The 22,972-nt window shown below is 74.0% G+C and carries 17 protein-coding genes; 5 read left to right on the top strand and 12 right to left on the bottom strand.

The window, feature by feature from the left end:
* The gene (locus H6X67_RS00975; protein WP_249368431.1) at positions 1–1,881 is read right to left on the bottom strand and encodes a phosphoenolpyruvate carboxykinase (GTP); all 1,881 of its coding nucleotides are present in this window, start codon (positions 1,879–1,881) and stop codon (positions 1–3) included.
* Between the two features lie 314 nt (positions 1,882–2,195).
* Here H6X67_RS00975 and H6X67_RS00970 point away from each other — a divergent pair, with 314 nt between their 5' ends.
* Positions 2,196–3,956 (top strand): formate--tetrahydrofolate ligase, encoded by a 1,761-nt coding sequence (locus H6X67_RS00970; protein ID WP_249368437.1) that lies wholly within the window; start codon positions 2,196–2,198, stop codon positions 3,954–3,956.
* Between the two features lie 63 nt (positions 3,957–4,019).
* On the opposite strand, the gene H6X67_RS00965 is transcribed toward H6X67_RS00970, so the two are convergent.
* From H6X67_RS00965 to H6X67_RS00950, 4 genes are all read right to left on the bottom strand, one after another.
* Entirely contained in the window at positions 4,020–5,414 is a 1,395-nt protein-coding gene (locus H6X67_RS00965) for an ABC transporter substrate-binding protein (RefSeq protein WP_249368430.1), read from the bottom strand.
* 8 nt (positions 5,415–5,422) lie between these two features.
* Positions 5,423–6,373 (bottom strand): carbohydrate ABC transporter permease, encoded by a 951-nt coding sequence (locus H6X67_RS00960; protein WP_249368429.1) that lies wholly within the window; start codon positions 6,371–6,373, stop codon positions 5,423–5,425.
* Positions 6,374–6,385: 12 nt separating this feature from the next.
* Positions 6,386–7,297, bottom strand: coding sequence for a carbohydrate ABC transporter permease (locus tag H6X67_RS00955; RefSeq protein ID WP_249368428.1), 912 nt, complete (start codon positions 7,295–7,297; stop codon positions 6,386–6,388).
* A gap of 108 nt (positions 7,298–7,405) precedes the next feature.
* Positions 7,406–9,586 (bottom strand): alpha-galactosidase, encoded by a 2,181-nt coding sequence (locus tag H6X67_RS00950; RefSeq protein ID WP_249376983.1) that lies wholly within the window; start codon positions 9,584–9,586, stop codon positions 7,406–7,408.
* 187 nt (positions 9,587–9,773) lie between these two features.
* Between H6X67_RS00950 and H6X67_RS00945 the strand changes: the two genes are divergently transcribed.
* Together H6X67_RS00945 and H6X67_RS00940 are read left to right on the top strand one after the other, a co-directional pair.
* Positions 9,774–10,922 carry an ROK family protein gene (locus H6X67_RS00945; RefSeq protein ID WP_311765861.1) on the top strand — a complete coding sequence of 383 codons (1,149 nt, stop codon included), beginning with the start codon at positions 9,774–9,776 and terminating at the stop codon, positions 10,920–10,922.
* Between the two features lie 100 nt (positions 10,923–11,022).
* Positions 11,023–12,546: an NAD(P)/FAD-dependent oxidoreductase gene (locus H6X67_RS00940; protein ID WP_249368425.1), complete on the top strand. Its 1,524-nt coding sequence runs from the start codon at positions 11,023–11,025 to the stop codon at positions 12,544–12,546.
* Positions 12,547–12,559: 13 nt separating this feature from the next.
* Here H6X67_RS00940 and gcvH read toward each other — a convergent pair whose 3' ends face one another.
* The 3 genes from gcvH to gcvP are packed head-to-tail and all read right to left on the bottom strand — an operon-like array spanning position 12,560 to position 17,128.
* Positions 12,560–12,946 (bottom strand): glycine cleavage system protein GcvH, encoded by a 387-nt coding sequence (gcvH, locus tag H6X67_RS00935; RefSeq protein ID WP_249368424.1) that lies wholly within the window; start codon positions 12,944–12,946, stop codon positions 12,560–12,562.
* A 50-nt stretch (positions 12,947–12,996) separates the two neighbouring features.
* Positions 12,997–14,256, bottom strand: a complete 1,260-nt coding sequence (locus H6X67_RS00930) for a glycine cleavage system aminomethyltransferase GcvT (RefSeq protein WP_249368423.1) — start codon at positions 14,254–14,256, stop codon at positions 12,997–12,999.
* A gap of 28 nt (positions 14,257–14,284) precedes the next feature.
* Positions 14,285–17,128: an aminomethyl-transferring glycine dehydrogenase gene (gene gcvP / locus H6X67_RS00925; protein WP_250649311.1), complete on the bottom strand. Its 2,844-nt coding sequence runs from the start codon at positions 17,126–17,128 to the stop codon at positions 14,285–14,287.
* Positions 17,129–17,339: 211 nt separating this feature from the next.
* On the opposite strand from gcvP, the gene miaB reads away from it, so the two are divergent.
* Both miaB and H6X67_RS00915 read left to right on the top strand, forming a co-directional pair.
* Positions 17,340–19,097 (top strand): tRNA (N6-isopentenyl adenosine(37)-C2)-methylthiotransferase MiaB, encoded by a 1,758-nt coding sequence (gene miaB, locus H6X67_RS00920; RefSeq protein ID WP_249368421.1) that lies wholly within the window; start codon positions 17,340–17,342, stop codon positions 19,095–19,097.
* Between the two features lie 9 nt (positions 19,098–19,106).
* The gene (locus tag H6X67_RS00915; RefSeq protein WP_249368420.1) at positions 19,107–19,601 is read left to right on the top strand and encodes a 2-thiouracil desulfurase family protein; all 495 of its coding nucleotides are present in this window, start codon (positions 19,107–19,109) and stop codon (positions 19,599–19,601) included.
* Here H6X67_RS00915 and H6X67_RS00910 read toward each other — a convergent pair.
* Genes H6X67_RS00910 through H6X67_RS00895 form a run of 4 tightly spaced genes read right to left on the bottom strand, consistent with a single transcriptional unit; the run spans position 19,593 to position 22,897 of the window.
* A complete protein-coding gene (locus H6X67_RS00910) occupies positions 19,593–20,759 on the bottom strand; it encodes an alpha/beta hydrolase (protein ID WP_249376980.1) in 1,167 nt (388 codons plus the stop codon). The two genes, H6X67_RS00915 and H6X67_RS00910, sit on opposite strands and share 9 nt — an antisense overlap.
* On the bottom strand, positions 20,756–21,049 hold the full coding sequence (locus H6X67_RS11710; RefSeq protein ID WP_249369867.1) for an NUDIX domain-containing protein: 294 nt from the start codon (positions 21,047–21,049) through the stop codon (positions 20,756–20,758). Before H6X67_RS11710 ends, H6X67_RS00910 begins: the two co-directional genes overlap by 4 nt.
* A 28-nt stretch (positions 21,050–21,077) precedes the next feature.
* Positions 21,078–22,178, bottom strand: a complete 1,101-nt coding sequence (locus tag H6X67_RS00900) for an FtsX-like permease family protein (RefSeq protein ID WP_249369869.1) — start codon at positions 22,176–22,178, stop codon at positions 21,078–21,080.
* Complete coding sequence (locus H6X67_RS00895) at positions 22,178–22,897, bottom strand: ABC transporter ATP-binding protein (protein WP_249376978.1); 720 nt, start codon at positions 22,895–22,897, stop codon at positions 22,178–22,180. The genes H6X67_RS00900 and H6X67_RS00895 overlap by 1 nt, the downstream gene beginning before the upstream one ends.
* Between the last annotated feature and the right edge of the window lie 75 nt (positions 22,898–22,972).

The raw sequence follows: 22,972 nt of genomic DNA, 5'->3' as shown, positions 1-22,972 counted from the left end.
TCAGCCCTGAGACGTCCCCTCGCCCTCGCGGGCCGCTGCCACCGCAGCGCTCACCCGGCGGTGGGCCTGCCAGATCTCCTCGGGAAGACCCTCGAACTGGCTCAGGTGCTCCTCACGCAGGGCGACCTCCTGCGACCAGCGCTCCAGGTCGATCTCGAGCAGCCGGTCCAGGTCCTCGCGCGAGCCCTCGAAGCCCTCGAGGTTGAGCTCCTCGGGCAGCGGCACGATGCCGACGGGGGTCTGGCGTCCCCGGGCGCGGCCCTCCTTGAGGTCGATGAGCCACAGCAGCGCCCGCAGGTTCTCTCCGTATCCGGGCCACAGGAAGCGGCCGTCCTCGGGGTCGCGCTGGAACCAGTTGACGTGGGCGAAGATCGGCTGGTGCTCGGCCTGGCCCAGGACGGTGAGCCAGTGGCGTGCGTAGGCGCCCTCGGGGAAGGACATGAAGGGGCGCATGGACATGGGGTCGTAGCGCAGGCGGCCCTCGGTGCCCTCGGCGGCGAAGGTCGCCTCCGCGCCCAGCGTCAGCCCGTCGTAGACGCCCTCGGCCAGGTCGGTGGTGGCGCGGATGAGGGGCTCACGGTCGCGGCAGCGCCCGCCGAAGATGATGGCGTCGATGGGCACGCCCTCGGGGCGCTCGTAGTCCTCGGCGATGTTGGGCACCACGGACAGGCGGGCTGTGAAGCGCGAGTTCTTCTGACTCCACAGGTCGGCGTCCTCGCCGGAGCGCTGGTGCTCGGCCGGGCGCTCGCTGATGGGCTCGTCGCGCCAGTCCCGCCAGCCCTCGACGTCCTCGGGGTAGTCGGGGGTCTTGCCCTCCCACCACAGCTCGTGGCTGCGCTCGTGGTGGGCGACGTTGACGAAGAGCGTCCCGGTGCCCTCGGCGACGGCGTGCATGGCGTTGGGGTTGGACTCCCAGTTCGTGTCCTTGGCGACGCCGAAGGTGCCGTACTCGGGGTTCATGCCGTAGACGCGCCCGTCGTTCTCGTCGACGCGCAGCCACACGATGTCGTCGCCGTAGAAGTCGACCTCGTAGCGCTCGCCGAGGGCGGCGGGCGGCAGCATCATGGCCAGGTTCGTCTTGCCGGAGGCGGAGGGCATGCCGCCGCACACGTGGTAGACACGCCCGGTCTCCTTGTCGCGGATCCCGATGAGCATGAACTGCTCTCCCATGAAGCGCCCGGAGGACCAGCCGTCGTAGGAGCCCTGGCGCAGCCCGTGGGCGATCTTGCCCAGCAGGGCGTTGCCGCCGTAGGCGGAGCCGAAGTGCAGGATCTCGCGGCGGTCGGCGATGGTGGCGAACAGGCGCTGGTCGTCCTCGGTGCCCTGGCCCAGCGCGTCCAGGTCGCCGGTGGCGTGGACGGCGCGCACGAAGAAGGCGGGGTCCTCCAGGTCGTTGAGGTACTGCACGCCCACCCGGGCCATGCGCAGCATCTGGAGCACGACGACGCGGTTGTCCGTCAGCTCCACGCCCACGGCCCAGCGCCGCAGCGGGGAGCTGGGAGGGGCCATGAGGTAGGGCACGACGTACATCGTCCTGCCGGTCATGGCGCCGCTCATGTGCTGCACCTGCTGGGGTCGGACCTCCTCGGCGTGGCGCCAGTTGTTGTAGACGCCCTTGTCGGCGGGGTCGTGGGTGGCCACGACCGTGCGCTCCTCGGAGCGGGCGGTGTCCTTGGGGTGGCTGTGGGCGAGGTAGAGGTCGTGGCCGGCCTCGATGATCTCGCCGTCCGCCAGGGCCTCGGAGAGCAGGCGCGCGTCGTCGTCGGAGCCGATCACCTCGATGTGGTCGGGGGCCAGCACGCGCGACCACTCGGCCACGAACTCGTGGACGTGGGGGTTGGTCAGTCCGGCCCGAGACAGGGCCGAGGAGGAGTGAGTCACAGGATCTCCAATCGTCAAGGGGGCTGCAGTGGAGGGCGTTGCCGACCGAGGTCTGAAGGGCCCGGGCAGGAGCCTAAACAAATATTAGGGTGTACGAAACTCTGATAGATTACTGGGAGCGTTGGAGTGGAGGTTCCTGCGGTGATGCCGAGGTCGGCAACCCTGACAGCGTGAGCAGGATCACCGAACCCGGGTGCGCGCGGGGCGGTCCTGGTTACGCTGCTGCCATGACCGAGGCCCATGACGCGACCCGGACCACCAGCACCCCCGCCGGCGCCGTCGGCGCCACCGACATCGCCGAGAAGCCCGTGACGATGGCCGCGCTCGCGGCACGCGCCGGCATCGCCGGCCCCCACCTCATCCCCTACGGCCGGGACGTGGCCAAGATCGACCTGGCCGTCCTCGAGCCCAACGGCGACGCCCCGGCGGGCCCCGAGGGCTCCGGCGCGCCGGCCCCCACCGGGGACGGTGCGCACAGCGGGGAGTGCGCCGTCGCCCCGCCGCACTACGTCGTCGTCACCGCCATGACCCCGACCTCCTTCGGCGAGGGCAAGTCCACCGTCGCCATCGGCCTGGCCCAGGGCCTGGCCCACCGCGGGCACCGCAGCCTGCTCACGCTGCGCCAGTCCGCCATGGGCCCCACCTTCGGTATCAAGGGTGGGGCCGGCGGCTCGGGCAGGGCGCGCATCGAGCCCGCCGAGCGCATGAACCTCCACCTCACCGGCGACTTCCACGCCATCACCGCCGCGCACAACCTCCTGGCCGCGATGATCGACAACCACCTCCACCACGGCAACGCCCTGGGCATCGTCGAGCGCACCATCACCTGGCCGAGGGTCCTGGACGTCAACGACCGCGCCCTGCGCCACGTCGTCACCGGGCTGGGCGCCAGGACCGACGGCGTCACCCGCCAGGCCTCCTTCGACATCACCCCCGCCAGCGAGGTCATGGTCATCGTGTCCCTGGCGACGTCCCTGGTGGACCTGCGCGAGCGCCTGGGGCGCATCGTCGTGGCCCGCGACGGGGAGGGACACTGGGTCACCGCCGAGGACCTGGGCGCCGCCGGCGCGATGACCGCCCTCCTGCGCGACGCCCTGGCCCCCAACCTCCTGCGCACCGGCGAGGGCACCCCGGCCCTCATCCACACCGGGCCCTTCGGCAACATCGCCACCGGCTGCTCCTCGGTCATCGCCGACCTCGTGGCCGCCCGCGCCATGGCCGCGCGCCCCGGCCAGGAGCCCGGCTACGTCCTCACCGAGGCCGGATTCGGCGCCGACATGGGGCTCGAGCGCTTCTTCGACCTCAAGTGCCGGGTCTCCGGCATGAGACCCGAGGCAGCCGTCCTCGTCGTCACCGTCAGGGCGCTCAAGGCCCACTCGGGCGCCTACCGGATCGTGGCCGGCAAGGACCTGCCCGAGGCCATGCTCCGGGAGAACCCGGAGGAGGTGCGCGCCGGGGCCGGCAACATGCTCAAGCACCTGCGGATCGTGCGCGGCTTCGGCATGGAGCCCGTCGTCGCCATCAACGTCTTCCCCACGGACCACGACTCGGAGCTCGCCGAGGTCGAGCGCCTGGCCCGCGGGGCCGGCGCCCACGTGGCCGCCGTCCGGCCGGTGACCGAGGGCGGGGCGGGCTGCGCCGCGCTGGCCGACGAGGTGGTCCGCGCCTGCCGGGCCGCGCGCGGGAGCGCCCCGGAAGACGCCGGCAGGCCCCTGTACGAGCCCGGCGACAGCCTACGCACCAAGATCGGCAAGGTCGCCGCCATGTACGGGGCCGACGGCGTCGACTACGCCCCGTCCGCCGCCCGCTTCCTCGACGACTGCGAGCGCGACGGCTACGGGCACCTGGCGGTCGTCGTCGCCAAGACACCCTTGTCCCTGTCCCACGACCCGGCCCTCAAGGGCGTGCCCACCGGGTGGCGCCTGCCGGTGCGCGAGGTGCGCCTGGCCGCCGGAGCCGGCTACGTCTACGCGGTCTGCGGCAACCTGTCCACCATGCCCGGGCTCCCCAGCCACCCCCAGGCCGAGCGCATCGACGTCGACGTCAGCACCGGGCGGATCCTCAACCTGCGCTGAGCATGGGGCCGGTGACCGGCACCTGCCGGCCACCGGCCCCTGGGCACGGCGAGCACAGCGCTCTCAGCCCGACGCACGCCTGGAGGTCTCGAACAGGAGGTTGACCTGGTCGTTGTACTTCGTCAGCGTCGAGGCGGGCACCCGGTTGGCCCACAGGTCGTCCGTGGCCGGCCTCATGATGGCTGTCACGTCCGCACCGAAGTAGGTCAGTGGGAAGAAGAACGTCGAGCGGTCCTTGACGTGCTGGGTGAAGGGCGAGGTGGGAAGCCCCGTCTCCTCGAAGACCTCGACGGCCCTCTCGCTGGAGGAGGCGATGGCCGGGAAGACGATCCCGTAGGAGGCCACGATGTCCTGAGCCTCAGCGGTGCCCAGGAAGGCCACCCACTGCGAGGCCTGGTCGATGTTGGCCGACTGCTTGGAGATCGAGTCCCCCAGCCCGTTGAACAGGGACATGGAGCGGCCGTTGGGGCCCACCGGGTTCGCCGCGATCCCCACCTCGATGTCGAGCTTGGCGTAGGTGCTGAACATCCACGAGCCGTTGAAGCACATCGCGATCCTGCCGCTGCCGAGCTGCACGTCGGTGCTGGTGGTGGTGGAGAAGGCTCCACGCGGCGACATGTAGCCCTTGTCCACCAGGCCGAAGTACCAGTCCATGGTGTCCTGGAAGACCTTCTCGTCGTAGCGGTAGCGGTTGCCCCACGTCTGCCTGTTCGTGTAGGACCAGTCGCCCGCCGAGCCGGTGAAGGGGCTCCACTGGGTCTGGCCGTCCCCGGATCCGGCGTCCTGGATGCCCATGCCGTAGACCGCGACCCGGCTCCTGTCGAAGCCCGGCTCATCCCCGCGCACACCGTTCTTGTCCACGGTCAGCCTGGCGAGGATCCTCTCGAAGGTGCCCCCGTCGGTGGGGTTCCACGACCAGCCGGCCACGTCCTGCTCGGTCAGGCCCGCCTGGGCGAGCATGTCCTTGTTGTAGAAGACCGCGACCGTGTCCCAGTCCTTGGGGCAACCGTACTGGTGACCGTCCTCGCCCTTCCACAGGTCGATGAGCCCGGCCTGGAAGGCGGACTCGTCGACGCCCGACCAGGCGGCCTGCTCCTCCAGCGGGACCAGGACCTCCAGTTCCACGAACTGGGCGAACTTGGAGATGTGGTCGGTGAAGGCGTCCGGCCCGGTCCCGGCGATGAAGCCGGCCGTCAGCTTGGTCCAGTAGTCGCCCCAGGCGATCTGGGTGATGTTGACCCTGATGCCGGTCTTGGCCTCGAAGGCCCGGGCGCAGGCCTCGTAGGCGGGCAGCTGGCTGGCGTCCCACAGCCAGTACTCCACGGTGCCCGAGCCCTGGTCCTGGGAGCCGCCGGCGCAGGCGGCTAGGGTCAGGGCGGCCGCGCCGGAGGCCAGGCCGCACAGGAGGCTGCGGCGCGAGAGCGAGGAGCGAAGAGAGCTGGTTGGTTGAGTCGTCATCTGGTGCCTCACTTGATTCCGGTAAAGCCGATGGAGTTGACGATGCGCCGGGCGAAGGCCATGAACAGCAGGAGCATCGGGAGGGCCGCCACCAGGGTCGCGGCCATGAGCCCGGACCAGTCGGGGCCGGTCTGCGGCGCCTGGGAGCGGAAGACCGCCAGGGCCACCGTCAGCACGCGCGAGGAGTCCGTGTAGGACACCAGCAGCGGCCAGAAGTAGTCGTTCCAGGCCGTGATGTAGGTGAGGATCGCCAGCGTCGAGATCGGCGCCTTGGCCATGGGCAGGATGAGGGTGAAGAACACCCGGACCTTCGAGGCGCCGTCGAGCAGCGCGGCCTCCTCCAGCTCGCGGGGGATGTTCATGAAGAACTGCTTGAGGAAGAAGACCGCGAAGGGCGTCATGAACATGGTCGGCAGCGCCACCCCCAGCAGCGTGTCGATGAGGCGGAGCTCCTTGACGAGCACGAAGTTGGGCAGGAGCGTGAAGATCGAGGGGACCATGAGGGCGCCCAGGAAACCCGCGAAGACCGCGTCGCGTCCCCGCCAGCGCAGGCGGGAGAAGGAGTAGGCGGCCATCGCGGAGAAGAAGACCTGCCCGACGGTCACCAGCGTCGAGATGATGACGGAGTTGCGCAGGTAGAGCCAGAAGCTGATGGCCGCGCCGCTGCCGCCGTCGGCCAGGGCCTCCTCGGTGGACTGCATCCCGAAGACCCGGGCGAAGCCGCGCAGGTTGGTGTCGACCGGCAGCAGGCTGGTGGGGTCGGCAGTGATGCCCGCGTTGGAGGACAGCGCCGTGCGCAGGACCCAGTAGAAGGGCAGGAGCGTGAACAGCATGATGAGGACCATCGCCGTCCAGGCCAGGGCCTTGCCCACGGTGATCTTGCGCCTGGGGGCCCTGGAGGGGACCGCGGAGGCCACGGGTGACTGCACGTAGGGCACGGATGCGCGTGTCGTTGTCATGGGTGGTCCTCCTCAGTCCAGGTCCGTCTCGCCCGCACGGGTCATGCGGTACTGCAGGATCGTGATGGCCGCCAGGACGAGCAGCAGGCCCACCGCCATGGCGGAGGCGTACCCGAACTGGAAGCGCCCGAAGGCCATGTCGTAGATGTAGTACTGCAGCACGCGGGTGGCGTTGACGGGGCCGCCCTGCGTGGCGACCGAGACGGTGTCGAAGACCTGGAAGGAGCCGATCATCGTCATGATGAGCACCAGTGCGAGGATGGGGCGCAGCAGGGGCACCGTGATGCGCCAGAACATCCGCCACTCGCTGGCGCCGTCCATCTTGCCCGCCTCGTAGACCGTGCTCGGGATCGACTGCAGGCCCGCGAAGATGAGCAGGGCCGTGTAGCCCACGTGCCGCCACACATTGATGACCGCGATGGTGGGGATGGCCAGCGAGGAGGAGAAGAAGTCCACGGACGAGCCCGTGAGGGACTCCAGGAGCTGGTTGGTGATACCCAGTGTGTTGTCCAGGATCCACAGCCACAGCATGGCGGCGACCACGTTGGACACCAGGTAGGGCGTCAGCACGATCGAGCGCACGAGGGTGGACTGGGTCAGGCGCTGCATGAGGACGGCGATGACCAGCGCCAGGACCGTCTGCAGGCCGATGTTGATGACGACGTACTGCACGGTGACGACGACGGCGTTCCAGAAGATGTCGTCCTGGACCATGCGGGTGTAGTTGTCCAGGCCGGTGAACTGCTCGGGGGTCAGGAGGTTGTACTCGGTGAAGGACAGCCAGATCCCTCGGATGAGGGGCCAGATGTAGAAGGCGACGAGACCGATCGTCGCCGGGAGGATGAAAGCGAGGCCGAGCTTGATGTCGGAGCGCGGCCTGCGCTGCCGGCGCGGCGGTTGCGTGACCAGGGACGAGGCGGACATCGGGTCTCCATATCGACGGTGATGTGGGAAACGACTTGAGAACGGACGGGTGGGGGCGCAGTGGACAGGGAGACGGGCACGGTGGCGGCTGACGCCGGCTCCGGGCCCTCAGCCGACGGCGCTCGCGCGCAGCAGGACGAGGTGGTCGGGGTGCAGCACCGGCAGCGCCAGGCCCGTGGTGGTCAGGTACGAGCCCGGCAGCGTGACGCCCTGGGCCATCCAGCCCGCCGTGAGGCTGAGCCCGGGGTAGGCCGGTGCCGCCAGGCGCACGTGGTAGCGGCGTGAGGGGTCCAGGCCGGGCAGCGGGCGCGGGGCCGAGGGCCATGCGAGGAGCTGGCCCAGGCAGGCGATCTCGAACAGGGCGTCGGAGCCGTCGGGGGCGACGACGCCCTCGATGCGCAGCACGTCGTCGTCGGGCAGGTCGGCGTGGACCGTCATGCCCGAGTGCAGCAGGGGGCGCAGCTCCTTGTGCAGCGCGATGATGGAGGCCAGGCGCTCGCGGGTGGGCTCGTCGGCCTCAGTGAGGTCCCACTCCACGCCCATGTGGCCCCACAGGGCGGTGCCGGCACGGAAGTCGAGGTCGAGGTCGCGCAGGGTCGTGTGGGCCCGGCCGGAGCCGACGTGGGTGCCCACGAGCTCCGGGGGCAGCAGCAGCGTGGTGCCGCGCTGGATGTTCTGGCGGTCGTGGGCGTCGATGCAGTCCGAGGCCCACACCCGCTGCGTGCGCTCCATGACTCCCAGGTCGATGCGGCCCCCACCGCCGGCGCAGGACTCGATCTCCAGGGCGGGGAAGCGCTCGTGGAGCGCGTCGAGGAGCCGGTAGAGGGCCAGGACCTGGTCGTGGACGGCGGCCGCCCCGTGGCGCCCCGCCGTCGGGTCGGTCACCTCGTGGCCTGTGGCCAGGAGAGGGGAGTTGTGGTCCCACTTGAGGTAGGCGATGCCGAGGCGCTCGACGAGGGTGGAGATGGCGTCGAGAAGGTAGTCCCAGGCTCCCGGGGCGCAGAGGTCGAGGACCCTCTGGTGGCGGTGCTCGGGGGCGCCGCCGGCGCCGTCGGACAGGATCCAGTCGGGGTGGGCGCGGGCCAGGCCGGAGTCGACGTTGACCATCTCCGGCTCGAACCACAGGCCGAACTCCATGCCCAGGGCGTGGACGTGCTCCACGAGGGGCTCCAGGCCCTGGGGCCAGGCCTCGGGGGAGACCTGCCAGTCGCCCAGGCCGGAGGTGTCGTCGCGGCGCGAGCCGAACCAGCCGTCGTCCAGGACGTAGCGCTCGATGCCGACCTGGGCCGCGGCGTCGGCCAGGGCCTTGAGCTTGTCGAGGTCGTGGTCGAAGTAGACGGCCTCCCAGGTGTTGAGCAGCACGGGGCGGGGGCGCTCGGGGTGGGCCGGGCGCGAGCGCAGCCACGCGTGGCTGCGGTGGGCCAGGGCGTCCAGCCCCTCGCCCCAGGAGAAGACGGCCCACGGCGAGGTGTAGGTCTGGCCGGGGGACAGGGCGACCTCGCCGGGCAGGAGCAGCTCTCCGGCCCCCAGGAGCTTGCGGCCCGAGGCCGGGTTCATCGCCAGGTGGCGGACGTTGCCGGACCAAGCGCAGTGGACCGCGTGGACGCGCCCGCTGCGCCAGCCGAAGCCGGTGGGGCCGGCGACCATCCAGGTGACCGCGTCGTGGCCCGGGCGCCCCTCCCAGGACTCGCGCAGGCGGGTGCCCGGGGTGAAGGGGGTGCGCACGAGCCTGCGCTCCTGGACGTGGTGGCCAGTGGTGTCGAGCAGCTCGTCGGCGCTGTCGGGCACGGGCAGCACCGGGGTGAGCTCGCCGATGACGAGATCGGCGCCCTGGTCGTCACCGCGGACGGGGCGGTCGTCGCGCACCCAGGCGCGTACGCGCACCAGCCCGGAGGGCTCCAGGCGCAGCTCGGTGCCCAGGGTCAGCTCGTGGACGGTGTCGGTCCCGCTGGATCGGACGACGGCGGCGGTTCCGGCGGGCGTGTCCTCGGTGCTCTCCTCGTGGGTGAAGCCGGTGGGGTGGGGGGAGAAGGCGGAGCCGTCGGTGCGTGAGAGCGCCACCGTGGGACGTGCGCTCCAGCCCAGGTGCGCCAGGGGCAGGATCGGCAGGTCGTTGGTGATCCAGGCGGTGTTGGTGCCCAGGGAGGTGGCCGCCGCGAGGTGCGCCTCGGCCAGGTCCTCGCCGCTGACCTCCCCCAGGTCCGGGCCCCAGTGGCGCACCACGGGGAAGCGGTCGTCGGGCAGGTCGAGGGCCACGGAGGTGCCGGCTCGGCGCAGGTGGAGGGTCATCATCGTCCTTCCAGGGTGGAGCGGGAATCGCCACCGATTCCTTGTAAGATGAAAATAATTGCTGGTGCCGGGATCCGCAAGGGTCTGACCTAAAGTGTCGGCTCGACGTGGGCGGCACACGCCACCGCCCCTCCTCGCGAGCCCTCCGGCTCGTCGAGCAGCGCGCAACGGTGGGAACGGGGGCCGGGTGGTGGAAGGTCAGGGGCGCAGCCTCGGTGCCAGGGCCCTGCTCTGCCTGGTCTCGGCCGGGCCCATGAGCCGTGCGGAGCTCGGCCGGCGCCTCGGGCTGTCGGCTGCGACGACGACGCGCACGGTGCGCCCGCTCATCGAGGCCAACCTCATTGAGGAGCGGCCCCCGCAGGAGACCGCGGGGCCGGGCCGGCCCGTGCGCCAGCTGGCCGTCGTCGAGCGCAGCGCCACCGTGGTCGGCGTCAAGCTCACCGACGACACCCTCCACGCCGTCCTCACCGACCCCCTGGGCCAGGTCCTCGCCTACGAGACCCGGCCACTGACCCGCACCGACGCCACCGGCGTGACCGCCCTCATCGCCTCGGTGGTGGCGCAGCTGGCCGGGCGCAGCGGCCGACGGCCCGAGGCGATCGGGATCTCCCTGGGCGCAGCCGTCGTCGGCAGGAGGACCGTGGTGGTGGCCAGCTTCCTGGGATGGCGTGACGTGCCCCTGGCCGACATGGTCCTCGACGCCACCGGGCTGCCCTGCACCGTGGCCAACGACGTGCGCGCCTTCGCCTACGCCGAGGCCTGGTTCGGGGCCGGGCTCGGACGCGACCCCTTCGCCCTGGTCACCCTCGGCGCCGGGATCGGCTGCGGGATGGTGGTGGCCGGTGAGGTCGTCTCCGGGGCCAGGGGGACGGCGGGAAGCGTCGGGCACCTGCCGGTGGACCCCTCGGGCCCCCGCTGCGAGATCGGGCACCCGGGCTGCGCCCGGGCCCTCGCCTCGACCTCCGGCATCCTCAACGCGGCTGCCGAGCACCTGGGCTGCCAGGCCCAGGACCTGACCCTCGACGCGCTCCTGAGCCCGCAGATGCGCCAGGACGACGGCGTCGTCGCCATCCTCAGGCGCGCGGCGCTCGCGGCGGGAACGATCGTGGGGACCCTCATCGCCTACGTCGACCCCGAGCTCGTCATCGTCTCCGGGGAGGGGGTCGGCGTGGTGGAGTCCTGCCGTGAGGTCTTCGACGCGCAGGTCGAGGGCCTGCGGCACTGGGCGGCAGCGCCGGTGCCGGTCCTCACGCGTCCCTTCGAGTTCGACGAGTGGGCGCGGGGGGCCGCCGCCCTGGCGCTGGAGAGGTGGACGCTGGTGGCCGGCGACCGGTGAGCGGCCCCGGTGTGCTCGAGGATCGCACTGTGGTGGGAACCATAGGCGGGCCCGGGCCCCCGTCATGGCGCTCAACTAAGGGCGCCCTTAGATTGGGGGCATGAGTCGAGCCTCCGCCATCGCCCTGTCGACCGCCGGCCTCCTGGCCGCCGGCGCCGCCCTCGCCCTGGCCGCCCGTCCGGCCCGCCACGACGTCCCCGACGTCACCACCGACAACGGCACCCACCGCCCGCCCCGGGTCATCATCGCCGGCGGCGGCTACGTCGGCTTCTGCGTCGCCCGCTCCCTGCGCGCCCAGCTCAACCTCGACCAGGTAGAGATCGCGGTCATCGACTCGCGCGCCTACATGACCTACCAGCCCTTCCTGCCGGAGGTCGCCGCCGGCTCCATCCAGCCGCGCCACGTCATCGCCCCCCACCGGCGCAACCTCGACGGCGTCACCATCATCACCGGCGCCGTCACCGCCATCGACCACGCCGGCCGGACCGTCACCGTGCGCCCGCCCACCCCCCAGTCCACGGGCGAGCAGGTCGAGACCTACACCCTGGCCTACGACCACCTCGTCCTCGCCCTCGGCGCCGAGGCCCGCACCCTGCCGATCCCCGGCCTGGCCGAGCAGGCCATGGGCTTCAAGCAGGTCGAGGAGGCCACCGCGCTGCGCAACCGCGTCCTGACCCGCATCGAGGACGCCGCCTCCACCTGGGACGCCGAGCGCCGTCGCCGCCTGCTCACCTTCGTCTTCGTCGGCGGCGGCTTCGCCGGCGTCGAGGCCATCGCCGAGCTCGAGGACATGGCCCGCGCCACGGTGCGCACCATCCCCTCCATCGAGCAGGACGACGTCCGCTTCGTCCTCGTCGAGGGCTCGCGCCGCATCCTGCCCGAGCTCACCGAGGAGCTCTCCGGCTACGGCCTGCAGCAGCTGCTCGAGCGCGGCATCGACGTGCGCCTGTCCACCTTCCTCAGCTCCTGCGTCGACGGGCACGTCGTCCTGTCCGACGGCACCGAGTTCGACGCCGACACCATCGTGTGGACCGCCGGGGTCAAGGCCGCCCCCGTCCTGCAGACCGCCTCCGACCTGCCCATCGAGCCCCGCGGCCGCGTCACCGCCCTGCCGACCCTCCAGGTCGCCCACGACGGCGTGCCCGTCGAGGGCGCCTGGGCCGCTGGCGACTGCGCCGCCGTGCCGGACCTGACCAGCCAGGACCCGGGGGCGACCTGCGCCCCCACCGCCCAGCACGCGGTGCGCCAGGCCAAGGTGCTCGCCGACAACCTTGTCGCCGTCCTCGCCGCCGGTGAGGAGGGCAGCGTCCAGCTCGCCCAGTACGCCCACGCCAACATCGGCACCGTCGCCTCCCTGGGCATCGGCAAGGGCGTGGCCCGCATCATGGGCCGGGACCTGCGCGGCTTCACCGCCTGGACCGCCCACCGCGGCTACCACGTCTACGCGATGCCCACCCTCAACCGCAAGGTCCGCATCATGATGGACTGGCTCGCCGCCGTCGTCTTCCGCCGCGACCTCGCCTCCTTCGGCTCCATCGCGGAGCCCGGCGCGGCCTTCGCCACCGCCGCCCGCCACGACGCCGTCCTCGCCGAGCGGCGCAAGGCCTCCGAGAGCGGGGCCTGACCGGGCAACCGGCTCAGCCGACGACGACGGCGCCGAAGCGGGCCGCGTACTCCTGGGCCGACAACAGGTCGCCCTCCCGGCAGACCTCCACCGTGAACAGCCAGCCCGCGCCGTAGGGGTCCTCGTTGATCGTGCCGGGCTCCTCGACGACCGCCTCGTTGACGGCGACGACGGTGCCGCTCGCAGGAGCCACGAGGTCAGAGACCGACTTGGTCGACTCGAGCTCGCCGCAGGGCTCACCCGCCTCGACCTGGGAGCCGGCCTCGGGCAGCTCCACGAAGACGACCTCACCGAGGGCGTCGGCGGCGACGGCGGTGATGCCCACACGCGCGGGCTCACCGTCCTCGAGCCACTCGTGGTCGGCGCTGTAGCGCAGGTGCGGGCGAACGGGCTGGGCCATGACAGGGTCCTTCCTCGGGGTGCACAGGGTGGTGGTGGCTGCGGGACGCCTCAGCGCGCCCGCGTGTAGAAGGGGGAGGCGACGACCGTGACGTCCAGCGGGCGGCCGCGCACGTCGGCGACCAGGGCCGTGCCCACGGGCCAGGCGGGGTGGTCCTCGCGGAAGGGCCGCAGGAGCGCCAGGGCGACCGGGTGGCCCAGCGTGGGCGACAGCAGGCCGGAGGTCACCGTGCCGAGCACCTGCCCGCCGGCGTCCAGGACCGTCGCCCCGGCCCGGGCCGCGCGCCGGCCCTGGCCGGCCAGGGCGACCAGCACCGTCGTGCCCTCGGAGCCCTCGCGCCCGGCCCGCTCGGCCAGCGCCTCACGGCCCACGAAACCGGGCTTGTCGAGCCTGACGACGCCGCCCAGGCCGGCGTCGTAGGGCGTCAGGACCTCGTGGAGCTCGTGACCGTACAGGGGCATCCCGGCCTCCAGGCGCAGGGAGTCCCGGGCCGCCAGGCCGCAGGGCGTCAGCGCCGCCACCGTCCCTCCCTCGACCACGGTGGGGGCCAGGGCGGCCCCGGCGTCTGTGAGGACCGTCCACAGGTCCTCGGCGTCCTCCGCCCCGCAGAACACCTCGAAGCCGTCCTCACCGGTGTAGCCGGTACGGGCCAGCAGGACGGAGTGCCCCGCCGCCGTCGCCCTCACCGTCGCGTAGGGGCGCAGGCGCCGCAGCAGGCTCGGCCCGCACAGCACGTCCGGCTCACCACCGGCAGGGGCTCCGCCCTCCGGGTGCCGCAGGGCCGCGGGCATGGCCGCACCGGACTCGATGACACCGCCCAGCACCTCCTGGGCGCGCGGCCCCTGGACGGCGATGAGGCCCGTGACGAGGGAGATGTCCTCGACCGCGCAGTCGGGGCCCGCGCAGCGCGCCACGAGCTCGGCCGCCACGCGCTCGCGGTTGCCGGCGTTGGGCACCACGAGGTACTCCTCGTCGCCCACGTGGTAGACGATGAGGTCGTCGATGACCCCGCCGTCGGGCGTGACGATCATCGTGTACCGGGCGCGGCCCACCGCCACCGCCGAGACGGCCCCCACGAGCGCGTGGTCCAGGGCGGCCGCGGCCCCGGGGCCGGTGACCTTGACCTCGCCCATGTGGGACAGGTCGAAGATCCCGGCGCTGCGCCGCACCGCGTGGTGCTCGGCCAGGTCCGAGGTGTAGCGCAGCGGCATCTGCCAGCCGCCGAAGTCGGTGAAGGAGGCGCCCAGGGCCGCGTGCACCCGGTGCAGGGGGGTGGTGCGCGGGGCGGGCGCCACGTCGTGCTCAGTCATCGCTGTCTCCGTCTCGGGTGCGGCCGGCTCAGGAGCCCTGCGCCTCGAGGGCGCCCGGTGCCGGGCAGGTGCACCTCAGGTGCCGGTCGCCCCACGCGTTGTCGATGCGCGAGACCGGCGGGAAGTACTTGTCCGTCTCCATGCCCTCCAGGGGGAAGGCGGCGCTCGCGCGCGAGTAGGGGCGCTCCCACCGCTCGGCCGTCACGGCCGCCAGCGTGTGCGGCGAGCGGCGCAGCACCGACTCCTCCAGGGCGACGGCGCCGCTGGCCACCTCGTCGATCTCCGCGCGGATGGAGCGCATGGCGGCCACGAAGCGGTCCAGCTCGCACAGGGGCTCGGACTCGGTGGGCTCGACCATGAGCGTGCCGGCCACCGGGAAGGACAGGGTGGGCGCGTGGAAGCCGTAGTCGATGAGCCTCTTGGCCACGTCCTCCGCGGTGACGCCCGTGGCGGCGGTGAGCGGTCGCAGGTCGAGGACGCACTCGTGGGCGACACGGCCCCGGTACGTGTACAGGGTGGGGAAGGAGTCCGCGAGCGCGCGCGAGAGGTAGCTCGCGTGGGCCAGCGCCGTGAGGGTCACCTGGCGCAGGTCGGCGTCGGTGAGCGTGACCAGGTACGTCCAGGCCAGCGGCATGACCCCCGCCGAGCCGAAGCGCGCCCCCATGACCGGCGCCCCGGCGAAGCCGTGGTCCGCTTCCCCGGGCTCCGGCGCGGGCGAGCCGGCGGGGCCGGCCGGCAGGAAGGGGGCCAGGTGCTCCTTGACGACGACGGGCCCCACGCCCGGCCCACCGCCCCCGTGGGGGATGGCGAAGGTCTTGTGCAGGTTGAGGTGGGAGACGTCGCCGCCGAGGTCACCGGGGCGCAGCAGCCCCGTGAGCGCGTTGAGGTTCGCCCCGTCGATGTAGACCTGGCCGCCGGCCTCGTGGACGAGGGCGGTGACCTCGGTGACCCGGGGCTCGAAGACGCCGTGCGTGGAGGGGTAGGTGAGCATGATCGCCGCCACGCGCCCGCCGTGCTCGGCCAGGAGGCCGCGCAGGTGCTCGACGTCGACGGAGCCGTCCTCGGCGGTGGCGACCACCATGACGGTGAAGCCGGCGCCCGCGGCGGAGGCGGCGTTCGTGCCGTGGGCGCTCGCGGGCACCAGGACAAGGTCGCGCCCCTCCTGCCCGGTGGAGCGCAGGTAGCCGCGCACCGCCAGCAGGCCCGCGAGCTCGCCCTGCGCGCCGGAGGCGGGCTGCAGGCTGCACCGGTCGTAGCCGGTCAGGCGCGTGAGCCGATCGGCGAGCTGGCCGAGCAGGAGGCGCCAGCCGCGCGTCTGGGCGGCGGGGGCGTAGGGGTGGATGCCGGCGAGCGCCGGGTCGAGCCAGAGCGCCGACTGGGCGGCGGCGTTGAGCTTGAGGGTGCACGAGCCCAGGGGGATCATTGTCCGGTCCAGGGCGAGGTCGCGGTCCGCCAGCCGCCGCATGTAGCGCACGAGGGAGGCCTCGCTGCGGTGGCGGTGGAAGGTCGGGTGGGTGAGGAAGGGGCTCGTGCGCGCCAGGGACGCGGGCAGGGGGAAGGCGTCGTCGCCGGGCCCCACCCGCCCGGCGGTGCGCGGGCGCGCGGCGGCGAGGGCCGCGAGGACCGTGTCGACGTCGTCGTCGGTGGTGGTCTCGTTGGTGCTCACGCCCACGTGGTCGGCGTCGAGCAGGCGCAGGTTGACGCCCAGCTCCTCCGCGCGCTCGACGGCCTCCCGGGCCGCCCCGGGCACGTGCACGCTCACCGTGTCGAAGAAGTCCTCGTGCTCGAGGTCGAGACCCAGGGCACGGGCCCCGCAGGCCAGTCGCCCGGCCTGGTGGTGCACGTGCCCGGCGATGGCCCTCAGGCCCTCGGGGCCGTGGTGGACCGCGTAGAAGGCCGCGACGACGGCCAGCAGCGCCTGGGCGGTGCAGATGTTCGAGGTGGCCCTCTGCCTGCGGATGTGCTGCTCGCGGGTCTGCAGGGCCAGGCGGTAGGCCTCGCGGCCGTCCGCGTCGCGCGAGATGCCGACGACGCGGCCCGGCAGCTGGCGGCGCAGCGCCTCGGTGACGGCCATGAAGCCCGGGTGGGGGCCGCCGAGGAAGAGGGGGACCCCCAGGCGCTGGGCGGTGCCGACGGCGACGTCCGCACCGACGGCGCCCGGCTCGGTCAGCAGGGTCAGGGCCAGGGGGTCGGCGTCGACGGCGACCAGGCCGCCGCGGGCGTGGACGGCCCCGACCGCGCCGGACAGGTCCTGGACGAGGCCTCGGGTGGTGGTGTGGGCCAGGACCGCCCCCGTCAGGGGGCCGCCGTCGGCGGTGAGCGTGGGGGCGCCGACGACCTCGACGGGGATGTCCAGCGCCTCGGCCCGGGCGCGGGCCACCTCGATGAGCTGGGGGTGCAGGCCCGCGTCGAGGAGCACGGGGCCGTCCGGGCCCCGGTGCGCGCGGGCCATGAGCAGGACGGCCTCCGCCACGGCCGTGGCCTCGTCGAGCAGGGAGGTGCAGGCCACCGGCAGGCCGGTGAGGTCGGCGACGACGGTCTGGAAGAGCAGCTGCGCCTCCAGGCGCCCCTGGCTGATCTCGGCCTGGTAGGGGGTGTAGGCGGTGGTCCAGGCGGGGTTGGACAGGACGTCGCGCACGATGACGGCGGGGGTGGTCGTGGGGTGGTAGCCGCGTCCGATCATCTCGGTGTGCGGGTCGTTGAGCGCGGCCAGGGACCTGAGGCGGGCGACGGCGGCGTCCTCGCTCAGCCCACCGGCCTCGGCTCCGGGCCGCTCCGGCTGCGGCGGCGCCTCCAGGACGGGCAGGGTGGTGGGGACGACCTGCGCGGCCAGGTCCTCCAGGCTCGCGGCCCCGACGCCCTCCAGGACCATGGCCAGGTCCGCCCCCCTGGTCCCGAGGTGGCGGGTCAGGAAGCGGTCGTGGCCGGTGTCGGGGTGCACTGCGGTGACCTCCCTCTCGTCGTGCGCTCGGTCACATCCTAGGAGGGAGGGCGGGCGGCCCGCAGCCGAACGGGGTGCCGGGACCGGGCGGCCCGCAACGGCCGGGTGGGAGGGGCGCGGCGCCGCCCCTAGACTGCCGGTGATGACCACCGCCGACGCCGCTGCCCCCACGCCCGTGCTCGACGCCCGCCCCGGCCCGGGGACGTCCGGCCCCGCCCGGCCGCGCACCTACCACGTGCGCACCCTGGGCTGCCAGATGAACGTCCACGACTCCGAGCACATGGCGGGGCTGCTCGAGGACGCCGGCTACCGGCGCGTCGAGGACGTGCCCGAGGCCGCCGCCCGCGCCACCGAGGCGGGCGACGGCGGCGCCGACGTTGTCATCATCAACACCTGCTCCGTGCGCGAGAACGCCGCCACCCGCCTCTTCGGCAACCTCGGCCAGCTCGCCGCGGTCAAGCGAGAGCGCCCCGGCATGCAGATCGCCGTCGCCGGCTGCCTCGCCCAGCAGATGGGCGAGGGCATCGTCGAGCGGGCCCCCTGGGTGGACGTCGTCTTCGGCACCCACAACCTCGACGTCCTGCCCGCCCTGCTCGAGCGCGCCCGCCACAACGCGCAGGCCGCCGTCGAGATCGAGGAGTCCCTCAAGGTCTTCCCCTCCACGCTGCCCACCCGCCGCGAGTCCGCCTACGCCGCCTGGGTGTCCATCGCCGTCGGCTGCAACAACACCTGCACCTTCTGCATCGTGCCCTCCTTGCGCGGCAGGCAGCGCGACCGCCGCCCCGGCGAGGTCCTGGCCGAGATCGAGGCCGTCGCCGCCCAGGGCGTCACCGAGGTGACCCTGCTGGGCCAGAACGTCAACTCCTACGGCGTCGGCTTCGGCGACCGCGGCGCCTTCGCCCGGCTGCTGCGCGCCGCCGGGGCCGTGGAGGGCATCGAGCGCGTGCGCTTCACCAGCCCCCACCCGGCGGCCTTCACCCAGGACGTCATCGACGCCATGGCCGAGACCCCCGAGGTCATGCCCAGCCTGCACATGCCCCTGCAGTCCGGCTCCGACAGGGTGCTGCGCGCCATGCGCCGCTCCTACCGCTCCGCCAGGTTCCTCAGGATCCTCGACGACGTGCGCGCCCGGATGCCCGAGGCCGCCATCACCACCGACATCATCGTCGGCTTCCCCGGCGAGACCGAGGAGGACTTCCAGGCCACCCTCGACGTCGTCGAGCGGGCCCGCTTCGCCTCCGCCTTCACCTTCGAGTACTCCCCGCGCCCGGGCACGCCCGCCGCGGACCTGCCGCAGGTGCCCGCCGACGTCGTCAAGGACCGCTACCGGCGCCTGGACGAGCTCGTGCGGCGCATCACCCACGAGGAGAACGTGCGTCAGGAGGGGCGTGTGCTCGACGTCCTCGTCGCCGAGGGCGAGGGGCGCCGCGACGGCGTCACCGCCCGCGTCTCCGGCCGCGCCGCCGACAACCGCCTCGTGCACGTCGCCCTGCCCGGGCACCTGGCCGCCGACGACTACGACGGCGGGGCCCCGCGCCCCGGGGACATGGTCACCGTGCGCGTCACCCACGGCGCGCCCCACCACCTCATCGCGGACTCCGCCCGCTGCGGGCGGCCCCTCGGCGCCGAGGAGGCCGCCGCCAACGAGGCCCTGGGCGCCGGTGAGCGGATCTGGTACGACGACGGCCCCGCCCTGTTCGAGGTGCGGCGCACCCGCGCCGGCGACGCCTGGCAGCGCCGCCGCACGGAGTCCCGCTCCGAGCCCGAGCCGGACACGGCGCCGGTGAGCCTGGGCCTGCCGACGATCCGGGTCGGCGCCCCGGGAGCCGTCACCGCCCGTGGCGCGGGCGGCGTGGACATGGGCGGGCGCACCCTGCTGGGCCAGCCCCGCACGATCTGAGCGGGCGCGGTGGAGGACCTGGACGCGGCACCGGCGGGCGCGCACCCCGTCATCGTCTCCGCCTGCCTGGCCGGGGTCCCCTGCCGCTACGACGCCACCGCCAGGCCCGACCCCGAGGTCGTCGCCGCGGTCGCCGAGGGACGGGCCGTGCCCCTGTGCGCCGAGGTCCTGGGCTCTCTGGGCGTGCCCCGCCCGCCGGCGGAGGTCGTCGGGCCCGACGGCGAGGGCGCCACCGGTGCCGACGGCGCCGACGTGCTGGACGGTCGCGCCCGGGTGGTGACCGCCGACGGCCAGGACCTCACGCGCGCCTTCCTCGACGGGGCGCGCGCCGTCGCCGAGCACGCCGAGCGGGTCGGGGCGCGCAGCGCCGTCCTGAGGGCCGGGAGCCCGTCCTGCGGGGCGGGCGGGATCTACGACGGGACCTTCAGTGGGCGCCTCGTGCCCGGCGACGGCGTGCTCGCGGCCCTCCTGCGCCGTCAGGGACTGAGCGTGCGCTCACGCTGAGGGGCCGTCCGGCACCACCAGGTGGTGGCGCAGGTGGGCGAGCATGGAACGGCGCCAGGCGCGGATGACCGGCGCCTGCGGGGCGACGCGGTCGGCCGCGTGGTACATGCCCGGCATGACGACGAGCTCGCACTCGACCCCGGCCCGGCGCAGGCGCCCGGCATAGGCGACGTCGTCGTCGTGGAAGAGGTCAAGGTCGCCCACCCCGACCCAGGTCGGCGGCGTCCCCGCCAGGTCGGTGCGCCTGCCGGGCACGGCGTAGGGGCGGGCGCTGCCCGGCCCCGTGCCGCCCGGCCCGCGCAGGTAGACGGCCCAGCCGAGGCGGTCGAGGCTGCGGCTCCACAGCAGCCGCCCGCGCGTGCCAGGCGCCGAGGCGTCCCGGGCACGGGCGGCGGCACGGTCGTCGAGCATGGGGTAGATGAGCACCTGGGCCGCCAGGTGGATCCCGTGGTCCACGGCGCGCTGCACCAGGGAGGCGGCCGTCCCGCCTCCTGCGCTCTCCCCGACGACGGCGACCCGCCGCGGGTCCACCCCGCCCAGGCCCCCGTCCAGCAGCCAGGTCAGGACCGCCCAGCAGTCATCGACGTCCGCCGGGTGAGGGGCCCTGAAGGCCGTGCGGTAGTCCACGGAGACGGCCACGGCCCCCAGCTCGTCGGCGAGGTGGCGGTAGACCTCGGCGTCCGCGTCGGCGTCGCCCAGGACGTGACCGCCGCCGTGGACCCACAGCAGGGCCGGCACGCTGCGGCCGGCGGCGAGAGCCCGGCGGGCGCCCGGGCTGGTGGCCACCACGACGCGCACCGCCCGGGTGCCGTCGGGGCCTGTGGCGGTGAGCTCCTGCAGGTCGAGGGCGGGGTCCCAGGCGCGCCGCGCGGGCAGGGCGGGCGGGCGCCCGGTGACCTGGGCTGTGACGCGGGCGGCCAGGGCGGCCAGGGCGGTGCGGGCCAGAGGGCCGGCCAGGGCGAGCCCCGGGGGCACAATGAGCCGGGGCCTGCGCAGGTCCGGGTGGACCTCGGCCGCGATGAGGCGGCGCAGGCGCAGGCGGTTGACGAGCGCCGCCGCGGCACCGGCGCCCGCCGCGACGGCGAGCAGTCCGCCCGCCCGCCCGCGTGGCGCCCGCGGGCCCCGGCAGAGGCCGTGCCCCTGTCCCCGCGCGCTCATGAGACCGCCTCCACGAGGACCGGAGGCCGGGGCGCGCCCCTGAGCGGCGCGCGGAGCGAGCGCAGGCGGGCGACGACCTCCACCGTCAGCGGCGCCAGGTCCTCGGGCAGCGGGACCCCGGAGGCCTCGCGCACGGCCGTGTGCTCCGGCGTCTCGGCGGGCTCGGGCTTGCCGCCGGGGAACATGAAGCGGGACGTGCCGCGCTTGCGCACGGTGAGCAGACGCCCGGCGGCGTCGAGGATGACGACGGCGCTCACACGGATCGGCCCGCCGGTTCTGGTGGAGGTCACACAAGGGATCCTAACCGCTGGGCGGCACTCAGTCCCGGGCCCGCAGCACCGTGGCGACGCCCACCCCGCGCCCCGACCAGGTGGAGGCGACGACGGCCGCGCAGGTCGTGGCCAGCGTCAGGCCGAGCATCGACAGGAAGCCGCTCAGACGCACGCTGCCCACGCCCATCCGCGCGCCACCGAGCATGATGACGACGAGGCCGAGAGCGATGAGGAAGGGAAGGACGGTCGCCGTCGAGCGGCGCGACTCCAGCGGCGCGGTGCGGGTGGCGACGTGCCACGCGGGCCCCGGCACCGGCAGCAGCGCAGCGCCGCGAAGCAGGAGGGGGACGAGCCAGGCGGTCAGGACGCACACGAGCACGAGCGCGTAGAGCGCCCCCAGGGCCGCGGCCTCGGACGCCAGCTGGCTCCCGGCACCGCGCCGGTGCACGGCGACGGCGGAGGTGACGACACCCGCCTCGAGCCCACCCGCCACGAGCAGGCGTGTCAGGACGCCGAGGGCACGGGCCGGGCGGGAGCGGCTGCGCTCCTGCGAGCCGGTGAGCAGGTTGGTCTCGGTGGCACGGGCGGCGCGGCGCGCGGGGCCCCAGCCGCCCAGGAGCACGGAGCCGGCGACGACGAGCGCCGTCCAGCCCAGGTCCGCCGGCTCCCAGCGCGCGAGCGTGCCCGGCAGCGCCACGTCCTGGTCGATGAGCAGCGGCATCATGAGCGCGCTCACGGGCCTGCCCAGCAGGGCGCCGCCGAGGGAGCCGAGTGCGCCCACGACGACGAGCTGGCCGAGCAGCAGCGCGCGCAGGAGACCGGGGCGCATGCCCAGGGCCCGCCACAGCCCGTGGTCACGGCGCCGCTGGGACAGGACCAGCCCCGCCGTCGTGGACAGGACGACGGCCGCCGCCAGGACGACGCTGGCGATGACGAAGCCGGAGGTGGTCCTCGCGGCGTCGGCCATCTCCGTGGACAGGGGGTTGCCCCAGCGGCTCAGGCCGGTGGCCCGCCCGGCCGAGTCGAGCGAGCCGTGCATGACCATGAGCTGGCCGGACACGCAGGCCCCGGCCACGAGCGCGACGACACAGGTCCAGGCCCAGGACCCGGCGTGGTGACGCAGGTCGGCGAGCAGCAGACGTAGCATCAGCGCCCACCTCCCGCCCGTGCGGCCAGGACGGCGTCGGAGACGGCGGACGGGTCCCCACCGGGCAGGTGCCCGACGAGGTGCCCGGCGTCCATGACGAGGACCCGCTCGGCGCGGGCGGCGGCCGTGGCGTCATGGGTGACCATGAGGACGGCGGTGCCCGCGGCGGCGAGCTCGGCGAGCCAGCCGAGGACCGCTGCGGCCACGTCCAGGGCCGCGGTGGGCTCGTCGGCGAAGACGACAGCGGGCCGTGAGGCCAGCACCCGGGCGATGGCGACCCGCTGGCGCTCGCCGCCGCTGAGCTCGTGGGGCAGCTGTGAGGCCTGCGCAGACAGGCCGACGTGCTCGGCGCGCAGGCGGGCGGCAGCGCGCGGGCCCAGCCCCGTGGTCTTCCGGCCGAGCACGCTCACGCTGCCCCGGGTGGGGCGGTCCAGGCCCGCCAGGCAAGCCAGGAGCGTGGACTTGCCGCAGCCCGAGGCCCCCACGAGGGAGGTGAAGGAGCCGGCCTCCAGGGCCAGGCTCACCGCGCTGACCGCCACCACGCCCTCCCGGCGCCGCCCGGGCAGGGGGTAGACCCGGCTGAGGTCCCGGCGCGCGAGGGCCGCTACGGCCGGCGCGCGGCCGGTGGCGCCCGCTGCCGGGCGGGGGAGGGCGGAGGGACGGGGCTGGGGAGCCTGTGCGCTCCCGGGTGCCGCGCTGCGGCGGGTGAGTGTGCTCATGCCCTCAAGGCAACCGCCGGCGCCCCGCCGGGTCACGGGCGCTGGCTCCCCACCTGCGCGGTGGTGCTGGGCGCT

The sequence above is a fragment of the Actinomyces sp. AC-20-1 genome (genome assembly GCF_023369555.1).
Classification (GTDB): Bacteria; Actinomycetota; Actinomycetes; order Actinomycetales; family Actinomycetaceae; genus Actinomyces.
This window is presented reverse-complemented; position numbering and strand designations above follow the sequence as displayed.